Below are 16,957 nucleotides of genomic sequence, written 5' to 3' on the forward strand. Positions count from 1 at the left end.
ATCTATTTTTTTATTGCTGTAAATTCATTTTTCGGACATTACCCATCTGGTATTTTTCACCGATTCTCTTTTCTCCTAAGCAGTAAGAGCAAAGTGCTGATGGCATTGGAAATCTAAGTTCCATTCCCTGAACGCTGTCTATTTCCAGTTCTTTTTCATAAAGAAGTGTACTTAATTCGTATGCTCCCTGTCCAGTAAGCCCGTTAACGTGCATTGTTACAGCTTTTGGATTTACAGAGTTCACACGTGAGGCAAAAACTTCACGTTCAGCTTGTGAAACAATGTCCCCTTTTGTAATAATCACAATATCAGCGGCTTTTAATAATGGTCCAATCTTTTTAGGTGTATTAATTCCTGATAAATTATCGATTACACAGACTCCCTTGATGTCCTTGATATATGGCGAACATCTGTTGCAAAGTCCTGCTGATTCTGTAATTAATATTGAAAGTCCAAGACTGTTTCCCCATTGCACAACTTCCTCGATATTTGATACGAAGAAATGGTCTGGGCATAAAGCTCCTGAAATTCCTTTTTTTACTGGGATTCCTGCTTTTGCGTATAATTTGTCATCATCTGTGTAAAGGCAGTCGAATTTGACTACTCCAACTGACATTCCTTGTGATTTTAAGGCTTCTACTGTTTTTAGAATAACACTTGTTTTTCCTGATGATGGTGGGCCTGAAAATATTATCAAATTCATAATTTTTCTCCTTTTTTTATTTAAAAATTATTCTGTAAAACTTTTTTGTACATCATTATTAAATTCTTCTTCACATTCACGAATAATTTTCCCAATATCATGGCTATAGATGTAATCCCAGCCAATCCATTTGAAATTCTGATGTTCTTCTAAATGGTTATCCACATTTGGATTTGTTGATGGGAATTTTCCGTTTGCAGAAAAAATTGTTCCAATTTCATTTGACATAAATAAGTCCATAAATGGCTTGATTTTATCTGCCTTAGATTTTTTTGTAATCATAAATATCGGACTTAGCAAAGCTCCATCTTTTGGCCATACAGCCTCCAAATCTCCTGATCCATCAATCATTTGTGAAAAAAAGTATGGAATAATGCTGACAGCAGGGGCTTCTGGTGTTCGAGTTCTGGCTTTTACCATTTGAGCAGGGTGCAAGCTCTTTTTGTATGAACGTGCCAATTTATGTATCCCGTCCATTCCAAAATCTTTGTAAAGATTTGCAAGAAGGGCATTAAACAAGTCTAAATCAGCCATTGGCAATGCAACTGAATCTTCAAATTCTTCATTTAATAAGCCTGCCCAAGTTTCCGGTGCTTTTCGATCTCCTAAAGAAGTCTTGTTTACTAAAAATATTGCTGGCACGACTCCCATTATTGCGTAACGCTTTTTAGGATCCCGCAAGTCAATAGTTTCGTTGCAAAAATCTTTATTCATATTTTCAAGGTGTGTTTCAAAAATACCATTTTCCATGTACTGTCCCATCAAATTCTTATCAAAAAATAGTTCAAATCCAGCCGAAAGAAGCACATCCGAAACTTTATCAGGATTACCTGTCTTAACTTTTTCTACAACCCAGTCAAGCCCTAAATTTGCTGATTTTAAGGTATATGAAATAGTATAATCGTTTTTCTCGTTCTGTTCGTTTACCCAGTCTTTTATACCTTCTAAAAGTGGTATTCTAATAGGGCAAGGCAGAACTCCTTCAATTATTAAGTCACTATTTTCATCAGCTTTGCTCTCATCTAGCGAAACATCAATATCTGCATCTTTTTTTAAAAATGTTTCCAGTTTTTCAATAAACAGTTCCTGATTAAGTTTTTTTGACATAAGAGCCATTTTCAAAGTAATATTTTTCCCCATAACCTCAAGCATCTGCTTATTTTTTAACTGTTCAAATCCATTTGCAATAAAAAAATCCAAAGCTTCAGGATATTTATTTATAATTTCATAAAGTGTATCGTCTAAACTAAACATATTAATTTTCTCCTTAAATTAAATAAAATTTAAAATATTAAAAAGAGTCTTATGTGAAAATTAAAATATTTTCTGACTCTTTTTAATAAGTTTTGTAAAATTGTCCAGTATGAAAAATTATAACATAAAATAACAAAGAAAAAGTGTAATGTTTGTTACATGAATTAAATAAATTTTATAAAAAAAGACTATCTCAAATTTATAAGACAATCCTTTATTTTTAAGTTATTATTGTTTTAATTAGAATCCTAAAATTTTTGCTACTCTTTCTTTTTCATTTTCCCATTCTTTTCCGTAGTAAGCCTTCAAGTAAATTTCTCTTAATTCTTCCATTAGCGGATATCTTGGGTTAGCTGGAGTACATTGGTCATCGAAAGCATCTAGTGACATTTCATCTACAGCTTCCAAGAAGTCTTTTTCAGGCACTCCCCATTCTTTAATACTTGCTGGAATTCCTATTTTTCTATTTAATTCATTAATTCCTTTAATTAAATTTTCTACTTTTTCTTCTTTAGTATTTCCGCCAAATCCTAGATAATCGTTCATTTCAGCGTATCTTTGCATTGCATCAGGATATCTATATTGAGGGAATAATCCCATCTTTGTTGGAGCCTCAGCTGCATTGAAACGGATAACTTCTTCAAGAAGCATAGCATTTGCGATACCGTGTGGCACGTGGAATTTTCCTCCAAGTTTGTGTGCAAGTGAGTGGTTTATTCCTAAGAATGCATTTGCGAAAGCCATTCCTGCAAGACATGAAGCATTTGCCATTTTTTCTTTTGCTTTAATTGCTTTTGAACCTAATTCTACTGATTCTGGTAAGTATTTAAATACAAGCCTAGCTGCTTCTTTTGAATAAGGTTTTGTGTATTCTGTTGCCATAACTGAAACATAAGCCTCAAGAGCATGTGTAAATACGTCAATTCCAGAAGCTACTGTAAGCCCTTTTGGCATTGTAAGCATAAGTTCAGGGTCATTAATTGCCACGTGTGGTGTCAATGCATAATCTGCAAGAGGATATTTGATTCCAGTTTCATCATCTGTAATTACTGAGAATGGCGTTACTTCCGAACCAGTTCCAGCTGATGTTGCCACTGCAATAAATTTCGCTTTTTTACCCATTTCAGGAAATTCAATGATTCTCTTTCTAATATCCATAAATCTCATTGCCAAATCTCTAAATCGAAGTTCTGGATGTTCGTACAATACCCACATAATTTTAGCGGCATCCATTGCAGATCCTCCACCAAGAGCAATAACAACATCAGGATTGTATTCAAGCATTGCTTTTGCTCCAGCCTGAGCTGAACTTAATGTTGGATCCTCTTTTACTTCTGAGAATATTCTATAATCGATATGTATACTATCAAGTACTTTTGTAATATGTTCTGTATATCCTAATTCAGCCAATACTTTATCCGTTACGATAAATGCTTTTTTGTGACTTCCTTTCAATTCTTCTAAAGCTGTCGGAAGCGATCCGTATTTGAAATAAATTTTTTCAGGAACTTTGAACCATAACATATTTTCTCTTCTTTCTGCAATTGTTTTTACATTTAATAAATGTTTTACTCCTACGTTTTCTGACACAGAATTTCCTCCCCATGAACCACATCCAAGTGTTAATGATGGCTCTAATTTAAAGTTAAATACATCTCCGATTGCTCCAAGTGATGCTGGCATATTGATTAGTGTACGTCCTGTTTTCATCAATCTTCCAAATTTATCTATTTTTTCTTTTTCAGCTAAATTAATATATAACGAAGATGTATGTCCTAATCCTCCAAGTCTTACTAATTCATCAGCTTTTTTAAGTCCATCTTCAAAATCTTCTGCTTTATACATTGCAAGCACTGGAGATAATTTTTCGTGTGCAAAAGGTTCTTCTGTTGCAGTAGATTCTACTTCTCCAATTAAAACTTTTGAACTTTTTGGAATTTCAAATCCTGCCATACCTGCAATAACGTATGCACTTTTTCCAACTACATCAGCATTCAAGTTTCCATTTATAAACAATATTTCTCTTACTTTGTTTAATTCTTCTTCATTAAGAATATAAGCTCCTCTGTTTAAAAACTCGCTTCTAACTTTATCATAAATTTCTTTATCTATAATTACAGACTGCTCTGTCGCACAAATTACCCCATTATCAAATGTTTTAGACATTAAAATATAGTTTGCAGTCATTTTTATATCTGCTGATTTATCAATTACAACTGGTGTATTTCCAGCTCCAACCCCAATCGCAGGAGTTCCTGATGAATAAGCAGATTTAACCATTCCTGGTCCACCTGTCGCAAGTATTAAATCAGCACTTGCCATAAGTTCTCTTGATAATTCCACACTTGGTTCATCAATCCATCCAATTATATCCTTTGGTGCTCCATATTTTACTGCTGTTTCCAATGCAATTTTAGCTGTTTCAATTGTTGCTTGTTTCGCTCTTGGATGTGGTGAAAATATTATTGCATTTCTTGTTTTCAATGATATTAATGTTTTGAACATTGCTGTTGAAGTCGGGTTTGTTGTTGGTACAATACCTGCGATAATTCCTATTGGAGTTGCAATTTTTTTAACTCCATAAGATCTGTCGTCTTCCAACACTCCACAAGTTTTTTCGTCTTTGTATTTATTGTAAATATATTCAGAAGCAAAGTGATTTTTTATAACTTTATCTTCCACAATTCCCATTCCAGTTTCTGCCACTGCCAAATTTGCCAGCGTAATTCTTTCATCATTCATTTTTTGAGCCACTTTTCTAAAAATCTTGTCGACTCTTTCCTGATCAAATGTCGCAAATTCTTCCTGAGCTTTTCTAACTCTTTGAATAAGTGCCTTCAAACTTTCCAAATCTTTAACTACTGCCATTTTTCCTCCTATAAATAAAGCATATATTTTGTTACATTCCTTATAAATTATATAATACTCTATTTTATCAAAAAACTCAAGTGTTTTTTTTCACTTTCTCATTATAATTTATATTTGTATAACAAAGTAAGGTAATTTTTGGTGAATAAAAACGATTAAATACATTTATGTATTTCTTTCGTCAAAACCTTTATAACAAATATATTTTATAAATTTTTTCTAAAGCGAGTGTTAGTGAGTTAGTTTTCATAGTAATCAAGGTTTATCAAAATAAATTAAAAGTCCTACAAGAATCAAGTAATGATTTATAGGGGACTTGGTATGTTTAATTATACTTTCTTTTTTATATTTGTTAAGCAAAAAATAAAAAACGAAAAAGGAAGCAGAATCCCAAAAATTCTACTTCCACACACATTAATAACGTTGTTTTGTTTTTTGATTATGATTTTCATTATATCATAAATTATTTTAATTTCCATGCTGTTGGAGAAAATAATATTAACATTGGAAAAATTTCCAGCCTTCCTGCCAACATTCCAAAACTTAGGATTACTTTTGAAAAATTATTCAGTTCAGCAAAGCTAAATGCTGGACCTACTTTTCCTAGTCCTGGACCGATATTGTTGAATGTGGCTGCAACGGCACTGAATGCTGTCATAAAATCATCCACTGAATAGGAAATTATTAGTAAAATTCCTCCAAAAACAAGAGCATATACTAGAAAATATACTGCGATGCTTTTTTGCATTTTCACATTTACTGCCTTATCATCATATTTTACTGTAACTACACGATTTGGGCTTATCATTTGGACTATTTCTGCAAAGTAGATTTTTACCATTAACACTACTCTCGATATTTTCAGTCCCCCAGCGGTAGAGCCTGCACATGCACCAAAAAACATTAGTATCAACAAGATAACTTGTGAAAATAACGGCCATTTTCCGAAGTCGGCTGTGGAATATCCTGTTGTTGTAATAACCGAGGAAACAGAGAAGAATACATCTCTTATGCACTTCCAGATTGAGCCATATGTTTGATATATATTAAAAACTATTAATGCGATTGCTCCAAAAACTATTAACAAATAATATTTTAATTCTTCATTTTTAAATACATCTTTTACTTTTCCAATTAAAATAAAATAATAAATATTAAAGTTTACTCCAAAAACTAGCATTCCAATTCCTAAAACAATTTCAACATAAGGGTTGTTATATGGTAAGATACTCCCATTTCTTACCCCGAAACCACCTGTTCCAGCCGTACCAAATGCAAGAAGCGAAGATTCAAACAAGTCCAGCCCACCAAACATTAATAAAATTATTACAGCAATTGTCATTACAATATAAATTTTATAAAGCATTCTGGCTGTTGTTGATAATTTGGACACTAACTTTCCAAATGTCGGACCTGGAACTTCTGCCTTCATTACGTGAACTGAAGTAGCAGAACTGGGAAAAATTGCAAGTGCCAGAACTAACACTCCCATTCCTCCAACAAAGTGAGTAAAACTTCGCCAGAATAAATTGGACTGGCTAATTTTACTAAGATCAGTTATTATACTTGAACCAGTCGTCGTAAAACCGCTCACAATTTCAAAAAAGGCATCTACAAACGACGGTATTTCCTTTGTGAATACAAACGGCAATGCTCCAAACATAGACATTAAAATCCACGAAAGTGAAACAATTATATAACCTTCTCTTCCTTGAATCCGCTGATCTTTAGGAAGTTTTGCTGAAAGCAGAAAGCCAGTTGCCAGAAGAAGAAGTATTACAGAGCCGTAAGCAATTTTATATTTTATGCTTTCATTGTACAAAAAACTTATAATTAGAGGTAAAACCATTAATCCAGCTTCAAGTATAAGTATTTTCCCGATTATGTAACCTATCATTTTTTTATTCATTTTTACTCCTTAAACTCGCTCAAGTATATCGTCAAAATCTTCTATTGAAGGAATTGTCGAAACTATCATCACGCTGTCATTACTTTTTATCATATCATTTCCACCTGGAAAAATCATTTTTCCATTTCTCAATATGCTTGCAACCAATGTTCCTTTTTTTATTTTCAAGTCTTTTAACGGAATATCAATAGCGGCACTATTTTCATTAATTTCAAAAGTAATAAGTTCAACTTTATTTTCAAGTCTGTATAATAAACTCATTGTAGAACTTCGCATATCGGTTCTTGATCTTACAACACTTATTATCATATCAGAAATAACTTTTTTAGGTACGACTGTTGAAGTCCCTGTGCTGCTTTCCAATATTGGAAGCAATAAAGTCCTGTTCATTTTTGTAATCAATTTGGCATCTGTTATAGAATTTACAAACATTGAAATAACGGCATTTTCCTCATCGCTGTCAGTAATAATTACAACAGCATCATAATTTTTTATACCTTCCTGAATCAAAAATTCCTGATCTGCTTCATCTCCCCGTATTACAATAGCTTTTGAATATGCTTCACTCAATTTTTCAGCACGTTCTCTGTCGTTTTCAATAACCTTAACTTTATTTTTATTTTCCAGCAGTTTTCTAACCAAATAGTGAGAAATTGTCCCGCCTCCAATAACTATTGTTGACTTTATTTTTAAATTGCTTTGTTCAATTTTATCATAAAATTTACGTACTGCCTCAATAGATCCAGCAATATAAATAATATCGCCTTCAAGAATTGTAAAATCTCCACTTGGTATAAATATTTCGTTACCTCTCTTAACAGTACAGATTATTATCTTGTCTTGTGAATCAAATTCCAGATATTTTAACTGCGTTCCGTTCAAAAAGCTATGTTTTTCGACTCTTATTGAAATAAAATTTGCTTTCTGTCCAAAAAAATTCTCCACACTTAATGCTACTGGAAACATCAGTTTATTGGCAATATTTTTTGCTGATTCAAATTCAGGGTTTAACATAAGTGAAATTCCCAAATTTTCTCTTACAAACTGCATATTTGAACTGTACTCAGGATTTCTTACCCTTGCTATCGTAAATTTTGCTCCTATTTTTTTTGCAATAATTGAGGAAATTATATTTAACTCATCGGACTCTGTAGCCGCAATAAAAATATCGGCACTGTCTGCACCAGCTTCTAGCAGCGTTTCGTATGAAGCCCCATTTCCAACCATTCCTGTTATATCATAATTTTCCATAAGTTTATTTAATACTTTTTCCTCTTTTTCAATTAAGATTACGTCGTTTCCCACCTCTGACAGTTCGCTGCAAAGTGATTCACCAACGACACCAGCTCCTGCTATAACTATTTTCATACTTTATACTCTCTCTTTTTTATTTTTTATTTTTCCAAATATTTTGCAATTTCCTTCGCATAATATGTAATAATGGCATTTGCTCCAGCTCTTTTCATCGCATACATCTGCTCCATCACTATTTTCATTTCATCAATCCATCCATTTTGAGCCGCCGCCTTTACCATCGAATACTCTCCAGAAACACTATAAGCCACAATCGGCACTTCAAAAGCATCATTTACTTTTTTTATTATATCAAGATATGCCATTGCTGGCTTTACGATTATAATGTCTGCTCCCTGTCGCAAGTCTTCACTGACTTCATCTATTGAATCCTTTGAATACTGAAAGTTCATTTGATAAGACTTTCTATCTCCAAACTGAGGCGCTGAATCTGCAGCATCTCTAAAAGGTCCATAAAATGCTGATGAATATTTTACTGAATATGCCATTATCGGAATATTTTTAAAATTATTTTTAGCCAAAACTTCAGCAATTTTTTCCACACGTCCATCCATCATGTCTGAAGGCGCCATAATATCTGCTCCTGCTTTTGCATACGAAAGTGCTGTTTTTGCAAGAACTTCCAAAGTTTCATCATTTTTTACGTAGCCATTTTCATCAAGTATTCCACAATGTCCGTGACTCGTGTACTCGCAGCAGCAAATATCACAGATTACAAGAAAATTATGATAATTTTCCTTTATAAATCTGACTGCATTCTGAACAACTCCATTCTCATTATATGCTTCTGTAGCACAAGCATCCTTATTTTTCGGAATCCCAAATAGTAAAATCGAATTTATTCCTAATTTTACTAATTCATCCAGTTCTTCCGAAAGTCTGTCAATGGAATATCTAAAAATCCCTGGCATTGAAGGAATTTCACTTTTGATATTTTCTCCTTCCTCAATAAAAATTGGATAAATCAAGTCCTCCTTTGCAACATACACATCTTTTACAAGATTTCTTATTATTTCATTTTTTCGTAACTTTCTATGTCTTTTAAACATTTTTGCTTCACCTTTTTTCATTTTATTATTTCTAAAATTTAAAATATTTATTTTTCTATTTTATCAAGAACTTTTTGAATCTCACTTTTCATGGCACGTGAACGCTTGCAGTTTTTTCCGCTTGTAGAAATTGCAATTTGAAACTCACTATTTTTCACAATTCCTCCAAACATTGCATTCATCTTAATTTTTGAAGATACATTGTTAATAAGCATTCCATTCGAATCACAAACATTTGCTATATTTTCATTTAATTCCTCGTTGTCTGTAGCTGCGATTACCAAAAAATATCCTTTTACAAGCTTTTCAATCTTGGCTTTATCATTTTCAATTTTTTGGTTATTTTCAATCTTAACATTTTCCAGCTTCAACAATTTCTCTTCCATAACATTTTCAGTCACGACTGTAATATCCGCTCCATATTCTAAAATTTTCTCAATTTTCTTAGCGGCAACTTTTCCTCCTCCAATTACTAGAACTTTCTTATTTTCCAAATTTATAAACAATGGAAACCACATTTTAATACTCCTTTCACTTTTTATTTTCTGACAATAGAATACCACATAATAAATATAAAAACAAGGTATTTACAGAATAATATTTTTTTCATTGTAAAGTATCAAAATAACGTGATTTTTTTCAATAAAAATGATAAAATATAAAAAATCTAAAAACAAAAATGGAGAAAATTGTATGAAATACATAAAAAATTTTTTTGAACAATTTATTATTTTAATCCAATTTATGACTCGTATTCCTATTCCGATAAAAGTAGATTATAGCGAAAAAAAGCTAGGAAAGTCCATCAAATTTTTCCCTCTAGTTGGATTAATTATTGGATTAATTCTATATTGTACAAACTTTTTAATTGCAACGTATTTAAAAAACATTCTTTATGGCAAGACAATAATCGCTGTAATTTTAATAATTGTGGAAATTATGACTGTTGGAATAATTCACATTGATGGACTTGGCGATACTTTTGACGGTCTTTTCAGTTATGCTAAGAAAGAAAGAATGCTAGAAATTATGAAAGATTCAAGAATTGGAACAAATGGAGCTGTAGTTTTAATTTTATATTTCATTACAAAAATAGCCCTTATCTCTGAAATTATAGCAATAAATCCTAAATATTTAATAATTTTCCCGATTATTGCAAGATTCTCAACTTCTATAAACACTGGACTTGCCGATTATGCCAGAAAATCTGGAATGAGCAATGCCATAATTTCTGAAAATGGAATTTTTGAAGTAATTTTTTCACTTGTTTTAACCAATATCCTAGTATTTTTTATAATTGGCTCAAAAGGTACTGTTACTGTATTTGTTGCACTTTTATTTATAATTCTGTTTATGCTGAACGTACGCAAAAAAATTGGAGGGATAACTGGTGACACAATGGGAGCTTCTCTTGAGCTGACTTCGATTTTAGTTTTATTTTTAGGAATCATTTTACGATAAATAAAATAGGATAAGTAAGAATAGTAAAAAAGAAAGGAAAAGCGAAATGACAGAAATTTTATTTATAAGGCACGGGGAAACAGACTGTAACAAAAAACATTTATATTATGGGCATTTGAACCCTAGTTTGAATCAAACAGGAATAAACCAGTTAAAAAATACGAAAAAGAAACTCGAAAAAATGAACGAAAAAATTGACATAATATTTTCAAGCGACTTAAAACGATGCCGAGAAAGTCTGGAACTTTTAGAAATTGACAAAGATATAAAACAGCATTTTTCTGAAAACCTAAGAGAAATAAATTTTGGAATACTTGAAGGAAAAACTTACAAAGAGATCGAAGAACAGTTTCCAGATTATGTTAATGAAATGAAAAATAACTGGAGAAATTTTAAGGCAGAAGGTGGGGAAAGCCTTTCTGATTTACAAAAACGAAGTGTCGCCAAAATTAATAAAATAAAGAATGAATGCAAAAATAAAAAAATACTTGTTGTAGCTCATGCTGGTGTAATTCAATCCTTAATCAGTTATTATTTATTCAATAATCTTGACGGCTATTGGCGATTCAAGCTGGATAACGGAAGCATTACAAAGATGACTGTTATGAATGATGGATTTATTTATTTTAATTATATTAATAAATAAATAAAATATTAATTTTTTATATCTTTATTTTTAATGTTTATCTTAATTTATTAAAAAATAATTTTAATCAATTAAATTTATGTTATAATATATTAACTCCGAATGTTAAAAGGTGAATAAAGATGAGAGTAAAAGAAACTATCAAAATTCTTTTACTAATTTTACTGGAAGTATTGAGATACTTAATTAAAAAATTTCTGTAAAAAGAAAAGAGAGTGGTGCAACACTCTCTTTTTTTATCTCCAAATGTTAGTTAGTTTTATGGAATAATCATATCACATAAGTTATTTTAAATCTCAACTAAATTTTTTTATTAAAAAGTATGTTTAAATCCTATTGTTCCTCTAAATCCAGAACGTCTTGAATTACCAAACGACTGTTCGTATCTTGTGTCGATGTATAAATTGCTTTTTTGTCCTAATGGTGCTTGTGCTCCTAACCCTATTTCTCCCCAAGTTGTACCAAGTTTTTCGGTTACTTTGTCAAAACCTATGTTTGTATATTTATTTTCATATTTTGTAAAATCATGCCAAATATTTGCTACAACATAATATGTATTTGTTCGCCCCTCATCTGAATTTCCATTATAAGAAAGTTTGATTCCTATTCTTCCACGTAATCCATTTCTATTATCCTGACTGACTTTTCTCAATCCATCATTAAATGACTTTGTGTTCAAATATTGATATATTAACTGTGCTTGTGGTTCAATTGCCCATGTCCCAGCTTTTCCAATTCCAAATGATTTTCCAGCTTCTCCTGAAAATAACAATCCGTAGCCTCTTTGTTTTACATTAAAGTCATCTCTTGATTTATATTTATTTTGTAAATATGAAATTTGTCCCACTAAATCATAATATGAGCCATTTTCTGTATATTTTGTTTTTGTAATACCTAATGAAATACTTTCCGCTTTTCCTTTACCTGTATATCTATCATCAGAAATTCTTCCATTTTCAGCACGGTATCTGTCAAAAAAATCTGCACTTGCCCTATTATATGAAATATAACCACCTAATAAATGGTTATTCCCATTTTTATCCTTATTTATTTTAAAGTCATGCCCTAGCTGCACTCCATAAAGATTACTTTCGTATTCAAATCTTTCCTTACCTTTTTCGCTCATACCACTACCGTAAATTCTTGTCCATAACTGTCCTTTATCAGCTGACATCTTTTCTAAATCTAATATTTTATTTTCTCCTCTTCTTTCATATAAAGTTCCAACAGAAGAATAACCCATTTCCATATTTACTTTTGGCATTAACACATAGGCCGACACTGGCTGTGCCATAATATAGATTGGACGACTCGAACCTGAACTACCAGTACCAGCTCCACCAATCACTCCAGCAGTGGCTCCAGAACTTCCAAGAGGTGCAATAGTCCAGTAGTATTCCCAAATACCATTAACTTGTCTGCTCGCAAGTTGAGCCTCCGCAGCTCCAGCCGTTCTCGCTGTTCCAGTAAATGTAGTTGGCGTAGAATTTCCAGCTACTTTTACAACTGGTACACTGTTTATACGTTGTGATAATTGTTGTACATTTCCTGGAATATAATTATCAAATTGATTTTCTTCTGGAGTGTCATCAATATAAACTGGTACTACCTTTGTTGTCCCTGTCGCATTTCCCGTAATGTAAACTAAATCTGATTCTGAATTTGTTCCATTTTCATCTCCTGGAGCATTCCAAATAGTATTCATTTCAATTGTACCGTTATTTCCGTGATAATTTCCTTCTATAGTAAGTCTATCTTTGTTGGAATCACTTTTTAATTGAATAAGCCCGCTGTTATTTAGAGTTCCATCATTATTAATTCCATCAGATGTTAATTTTATATAATAAATTGAAGTTACTCCATCACTTTCTGTAACATTATTTTCATCAAATGATATAAAGGAATTACTACCTATATTTAATGAGTTAAGTGTTGCTCTTTGTTCAGAAATTGAATTATTTTTACTTAATCCCCAATATGCTCCACCTATTAAATTTACATTTAAAACAGATTTTCCATGTTTTGTCATTAAACCTAATATTTGCGTTCCTCCATCACCTTCAGTACCATCATCTATTCCATTAACTGTTAATTCTGAATAAACTCCATTTGTTTCATCAGCTTCAACTTCAACTACCCAACCACTATTATTTGAATGAATTTGTGATTTAAAACCATTACTACCAATTAAATTAAGTTCTGCATTTTTTATGCTCTTTCCATTTTTTGCTTCAACTTTCACAGTAGATTCTGTCGAATTTCTTGGTGCCCATATAAACACATCTTTTAAAGTTACTTTTTGATTTATAGCACTAGAACTTACACCAGTAATTGGATCTGTTACTGTATATAAAATTGCTTCTTTTGACGGAAGAATGGATATTTCAACAGAATCCCCGCCTACACCTGTACCCGTTGCCTCAAATTCTGTATTTGAATTTGTGACTGTTATTGCAGTTCTAGGTGTAAATAAAGGCGCTTGCGTTGTCGCATCAATATCTCCGTATCCTTTCAAAGTAAATTTTTTACCCTCACTAATTCTAAATGCTCCATGTGAATTGTATGAATTAGAAAAATTTAAAATTTCTCCATCTCCTGTACCTGAATTTACAATGTATTCTCCATTCGCATTTGGTGTTATTGGCGCTGCCATTCCCAATCCACCTGTCATTAAAAATGTTATTAACAACATTTTTGTATATTTGTATTTTTTCTTTAATATTCTTTTTAAAAATCTTTCTGTTTCTTTAAATAGCATGCTCTCTCCTTGTTCAACTTTTAAATATTAATTATATGTATAAGATTCGTAGTATTTTAACATTTTTTATTTTTTCTGTCAATTTTTATTTTAATAATATATTAAAAATCAAAATTAAACTAAACAAGGATAAAATCACTTTCTAAAACTTTAAACTTCATTTTATATGTTACTATGGGAAAAATTATAGTTGAAAAATAATCTAAAAATAGTGTATAATTTATAAAAAGAACGAAATAGGAGGCGTTATGGTTGCAACAATACAAGTTAATAAGCAAAGCATAAAGCAGTTACTAGAAAGTGGTAAAGATCAGACATTTTTGATACCTGAATATCAAAGACCATATTCTTGGACTGAAAATGAAACTAAAACGTTATTTTATGATTTATTAGAATTTACAGAAAATGAAGCTAAGAGAGCTAATGAAATAGAAGGTACATATTTTTTGGGAAGTATTGTTTCCTATGAAAATGAAGATGGTGAACAGGAAATTATCGATGGACAGCAAAGAATAACTTCATTATTTTTGCTTTTACGAGCAATTTACACAAAATTAACTTCTTATGAAAACAAAACTGTAGAACAGGAAAATTTTATAAGACAAATTGAGCCAGCTTTGTGGAAGCAGGCAAAACTTACTGGAGAAGTTGATTATACTAGTGTTTTGATTACTTCCAGAGTTATTGACAATGAAGGAAATAAAATTTTACAAAATATTTTGGAAAGCGGGATTGCTGATCCTAAAGCAACTGATAATTATTCTAAAAACTACATTTTATTTCAAAAACTATTTAATAAGCTTTGTGAATTAAGTCCGACATTAATGCTGGAATTTATTTATTACACGTTAAACAGAGCTGTTGTTTTCCCAATAAAAACAGATTCACAAGACGATGCTTTAAGCGTATTTTCTACTTTGAATGATAGAGGATTACCTCTTTCTGAAGCAGATATTTTTAAGGCAAAAATGTATAATAAAATAAAAAAAGAATACAAAAAATTATTTATTAAACAATGGAAAAACTTGAGTGAGCGGGCAATTTATGCTAAAGAAAATGTAAAACAATTGTTTTATTATTATATGTTTTACCTAAGAGCTTCTGAAAAAGATATGGCAACAACTACACTTGGACTTAGACGTTTTTATTCAAAAGGCGGATTTACACGGCTTTATAAATCAAACTTATTGAAACATTTGGATCAAATTTTGGATTTATGGGTAGTTATGAACAGACGTGAATCAATTGATGAAAAACCTTGGACAGAAAATATACAAATTATAAAGATTTTGGATACTTTGTCTGCCTATCCAAATGAATCTTGGAAATATCCTGTTGTTGTGTATTATTTGGCTCACGGTGATAAGGAAAACTTCGAAACATATTTCTTGAAATTTTTACGAAAACTGTTTTTAGAATTGACTGCAAATTACCTTGTAACACCAAGCGTTTCAGCTGTAAAATCTGATATTCTAAAATTAAATGTAGATATAATCGACAATATTTCACCAAAAATTGCATTCAAAAATATTCCAATTTCTGTGCTTCAGGAAAAAGTAAAAACACCAAACAAAAATCTAGTACGTATGATTTTAAAAATGGTTGTGTATAACAATCAGGATGAATTACTGCCTAAAAAATGGGAAGTTGAGTATATTTTACCACAAAAATGGAGCAACCGTTTTTCAGAAAGCATTGAAAATAAACAAGTTAAAGAATATATAAACTACATAGGGAACAAGATTCCTTTCGAGAAAAAATTATCAATTAAAGCTTCAGAAAACTTTTTTGACAAGAAAAAAGCAAGTTATGAAAAATCTAAAATTAAATATGTACGTGAACTAATCCCAGCAGATAAGACTGACTGGACTTTTGAAGACATTAATATAAGAAACAAGAAAGTAGCAGAAGAGCTTGTTAAATTGTTTATTACTTGGAATGGAGAATATGAATTTTAAATTTAATAATTTTTTAGGATAAGGGTGTTAGAAATGCACTTATTTTTTGATAAAATTGTTTTAAAGTCTGTTTTATTTTATTTAATTAAATTCTTGAAATTTAAAATAAAAAGGTATATAATAATTTATGAAAATATTTAAGGAGTTGGTTATGTTACAAAATTTTTATGGCGTTATTCAAGTAAAACATTACCAGAATGGACGTTTGAGACTTCAAACAGATGTATTAAAGGAAAATGAAGAATTAGAACAGGAATTTTTAAATAATATACGTCAATTATCAGGAATACACTCAGTAAGCGTTAATTCCATTATTGGAAGCATCTTAATTTATTTTGATGAAAAAATTATTGAAAGTTCGTTTTTATATTTAATCGTACTAAAACTGCTCCATCTGGAAGAAGAAGCCTTGAAAAATAAGCCTGGAAAAGTAAAAGAATTGTTAAAACAGGCATTTGAATCTGTTGATATGGCTATTTACAATAAAAGTAGAGGTTATCTTGACTTAAAGACATTAGTTGCAGGAATTTTTGCTTTTTATGGTATTAAAAAATTAAGAGAAATTCCAAAATTGCCTACAGGTACTACTTTATTATGGTGGGCTTTTATTTTTTTATCAGAAGGGAAAAGAAAATAATGTTAGAAAATTTATTTAAGGCTACATATCTGATGTTTAACCAGATAAAGGTTGTACACAGTATTCCTGGCAGATTAAGGCTTTCTGTCCCAAATTTGTCAAAAATTCCAGAAGAATTAAAAAAATATGATTATCGAGTTACAGAACTTATTTTATCAAAAAAAGGCATAAAAAGTATTGAGTATTCGTATATGACAAATAAAATTCTACTTTACTATGATGTAAAATTAATTTCAGAAAAACAAATACTGGACTGGCTGAACAAAGTATGGAAAACTATGATTAATCATTCTGAATTATATGAAAATAAATCCTTAAAGGAAATAGAAGATAATTTGGATACTTTTTATAACATAATTAAAGAACTTTAATTATTGCCAAAATAAAAAAAGAAAGGGAT

General features: G+C 30.9%; 13 protein-coding genes. 5 read left to right on the forward strand and 8 right to left on the reverse strand.

Translation table 11 applies throughout. The features are described from left to right. Positions 1-10: 10 nt before the first annotated feature. The 7 genes from BQ5344_RS00635 to BQ5344_RS00665 form a co-directional block, all read right to left on the reverse strand. Positions 11-703 carry a GTP-binding protein gene (locus BQ5344_RS00635; RefSeq protein WP_006805894.1) on the reverse strand — a complete coding sequence of 231 codons (693 nt, stop codon included), beginning with the start codon at positions 701-703 and terminating at the stop codon, positions 11-13. A gap of 27 nt (positions 704-730) precedes the next feature. After that, positions 731-1,957 carry an ABC transporter substrate-binding protein gene (locus tag BQ5344_RS00640; protein ID WP_071123754.1) on the reverse strand — a complete coding sequence of 409 codons (1,227 nt, stop codon included), beginning with the start codon at positions 1,955-1,957 and terminating at the stop codon, positions 731-733. Positions 1,958-2,197: 240 nt separating this feature from the next. Next, a complete protein-coding gene (adhE, locus tag BQ5344_RS00645; RefSeq protein ID WP_071123755.1) occupies positions 2,198-4,825 on the reverse strand; it encodes a bifunctional acetaldehyde-CoA/alcohol dehydrogenase in 2,628 nt (875 codons plus the stop codon). Positions 4,826-5,288: 463 nt separating this feature from the next. Beyond that, on the reverse strand, positions 5,289-6,734 hold the full coding sequence (locus BQ5344_RS00650) for a TrkH family potassium uptake protein (protein WP_071123756.1): 1,446 nt from the start codon (positions 6,732-6,734) through the stop codon (positions 5,289-5,291). A 9-nt stretch (positions 6,735-6,743) separates the two neighbouring features. Further along, positions 6,744-8,102: a Trk system potassium transporter TrkA gene (gene trkA / locus BQ5344_RS00655; protein ID WP_071123757.1), complete on the reverse strand. Its 1,359-nt coding sequence runs from the start codon at positions 8,100-8,102 to the stop codon at positions 6,744-6,746. Positions 8,103-8,128: 26 nt separating this feature from the next. Next, entirely contained in the window at positions 8,129-9,097 is a 969-nt protein-coding gene (gene hemB, locus BQ5344_RS00660; RefSeq protein ID WP_071123782.1) for a porphobilinogen synthase, read from the reverse strand. Positions 9,098-9,144: 47 nt separating this feature from the next. Further along, the gene (locus tag BQ5344_RS00665) at positions 9,145-9,615 is read right to left on the reverse strand and encodes a precorrin-2 dehydrogenase/sirohydrochlorin ferrochelatase family protein (protein WP_071123758.1); all 471 of its coding nucleotides are present in this window, start codon (positions 9,613-9,615) and stop codon (positions 9,145-9,147) included. Between the two features lie 175 nt (positions 9,616-9,790). Here BQ5344_RS00665 and cobS point away from each other — a divergent pair, with 175 nt between their 5' ends. Continuing rightward, positions 9,791-10,558: an adenosylcobinamide-GDP ribazoletransferase gene (gene cobS, locus BQ5344_RS00670; RefSeq protein ID WP_071123759.1), complete on the forward strand. Its 768-nt coding sequence runs from the start codon at positions 9,791-9,793 to the stop codon at positions 10,556-10,558. 46 nt (positions 10,559-10,604) lie between these two features. Then, the gene (locus BQ5344_RS00675; protein ID WP_071123760.1) at positions 10,605-11,204 is read left to right on the forward strand and encodes a histidine phosphatase family protein; all 600 of its coding nucleotides are present in this window, start codon (positions 10,605-10,607) and stop codon (positions 11,202-11,204) included. Between the two features lie 313 nt (positions 11,205-11,517). Here the strand turns inward: BQ5344_RS00675 and BQ5344_RS00680 are convergent, their stop codons facing one another. Then, complete coding sequence (locus tag BQ5344_RS00680) at positions 11,518-13,962, reverse strand: autotransporter outer membrane beta-barrel domain-containing protein (protein ID WP_071123761.1); 2,445 nt, start codon at positions 13,960-13,962, stop codon at positions 11,518-11,520. A 248-nt stretch (positions 13,963-14,210) separates the two neighbouring features. Here BQ5344_RS00680 and BQ5344_RS00685 point away from each other — a divergent pair, with 248 nt between their 5' ends. The 3 genes from BQ5344_RS00685 to BQ5344_RS00695 all read left to right on the forward strand — a co-directional run bounded on the left by BQ5344_RS00685 (position 14,211) and on the right by BQ5344_RS00695 (position 16,928). Next, positions 14,211-15,920: a DUF262 domain-containing protein gene (locus BQ5344_RS00685; protein WP_071123762.1), complete on the forward strand. Its 1,710-nt coding sequence runs from the start codon at positions 14,211-14,213 to the stop codon at positions 15,918-15,920. A 151-nt stretch (positions 15,921-16,071) separates the two neighbouring features. Beyond that, positions 16,072-16,557, forward strand: coding sequence for an HMA2 domain-containing protein (locus BQ5344_RS00690; RefSeq protein ID WP_071123763.1), 486 nt, complete (start codon positions 16,072-16,074; stop codon positions 16,555-16,557). Next, a complete protein-coding gene (locus BQ5344_RS00695; RefSeq protein WP_071123764.1) occupies positions 16,557-16,928 on the forward strand; it encodes an HMA2 domain-containing protein in 372 nt (123 codons plus the stop codon). The genes BQ5344_RS00690 and BQ5344_RS00695 overlap by 1 nt, the downstream gene beginning before the upstream one ends. The last annotated feature ends 29 nt before the right edge of the window (positions 16,929-16,957 follow it).

Origin of the sequence: Leptotrichia massiliensis (assembly GCF_900104625.1) — a bacterium.
GTDB lineage: Bacteria > Fusobacteriota > Fusobacteriia > Fusobacteriales > Leptotrichiaceae > Leptotrichia > Leptotrichia massiliensis.

Bases quoted from the DNA above. Each gene is read 5' to 3' on its own strand.
- BQ5344_RS00635 (WP_006805894.1), bottom strand. From the start codon at position 703: ATGAATTTGATAATATTTTCAGGCCCACCATCATCAGGAAAAACAAGT.
- BQ5344_RS00640 (WP_071123754.1), bottom strand. From the start codon at position 1,957: ATGTTTAGTTTAGACGATACACTTTATGAAATTATAAATAAATATCCT.
- adhE (WP_071123755.1), bottom strand. From the start codon at position 4,825: ATGGCAGTAGTTAAAGATTTGGAAAGTTTGAAGGCACTTATTCAAAGA.
- BQ5344_RS00650 (WP_071123756.1), bottom strand. From the start codon at position 6,734: ATGAATAAAAAAATGATAGGTTACATAATCGGGAAAATACTTATACTT.
- trkA (WP_071123757.1), bottom strand. From the start codon at position 8,102: ATGAAAATAGTTATAGCAGGAGCTGGTGTCGTTGGTGAATCACTTTGC.
- hemB (WP_071123782.1), bottom strand. From the start codon at position 9,097: ATGTTTAAAAGACATAGAAAGTTACGAAAAAATGAAATAATAAGAAAT.
- BQ5344_RS00665 (WP_071123758.1), bottom strand. From the start codon at position 9,615: ATGTGGTTTCCATTGTTTATAAATTTGGAAAATAAGAAAGTTCTAGTA.
- cobS (WP_071123759.1), top strand. From the start codon at position 9,791: ATGAAATACATAAAAAATTTTTTTGAACAATTTATTATTTTAATCCAA.
- BQ5344_RS00675 (WP_071123760.1), top strand. From the start codon at position 10,605: ATGACAGAAATTTTATTTATAAGGCACGGGGAAACAGACTGTAACAAA.
- BQ5344_RS00680 (WP_071123761.1), bottom strand. From the start codon at position 13,962: ATGCTATTTAAAGAAACAGAAAGATTTTTAAAAAGAATATTAAAGAAA.
- BQ5344_RS00685 (WP_071123762.1), top strand. From the start codon at position 14,211: ATGGTTGCAACAATACAAGTTAATAAGCAAAGCATAAAGCAGTTACTA.
- BQ5344_RS00690 (WP_071123763.1), top strand. From the start codon at position 16,072: ATGTTACAAAATTTTTATGGCGTTATTCAAGTAAAACATTACCAGAAT.
- BQ5344_RS00695 (WP_071123764.1), top strand. From the start codon at position 16,557: ATGTTAGAAAATTTATTTAAGGCTACATATCTGATGTTTAACCAGATA.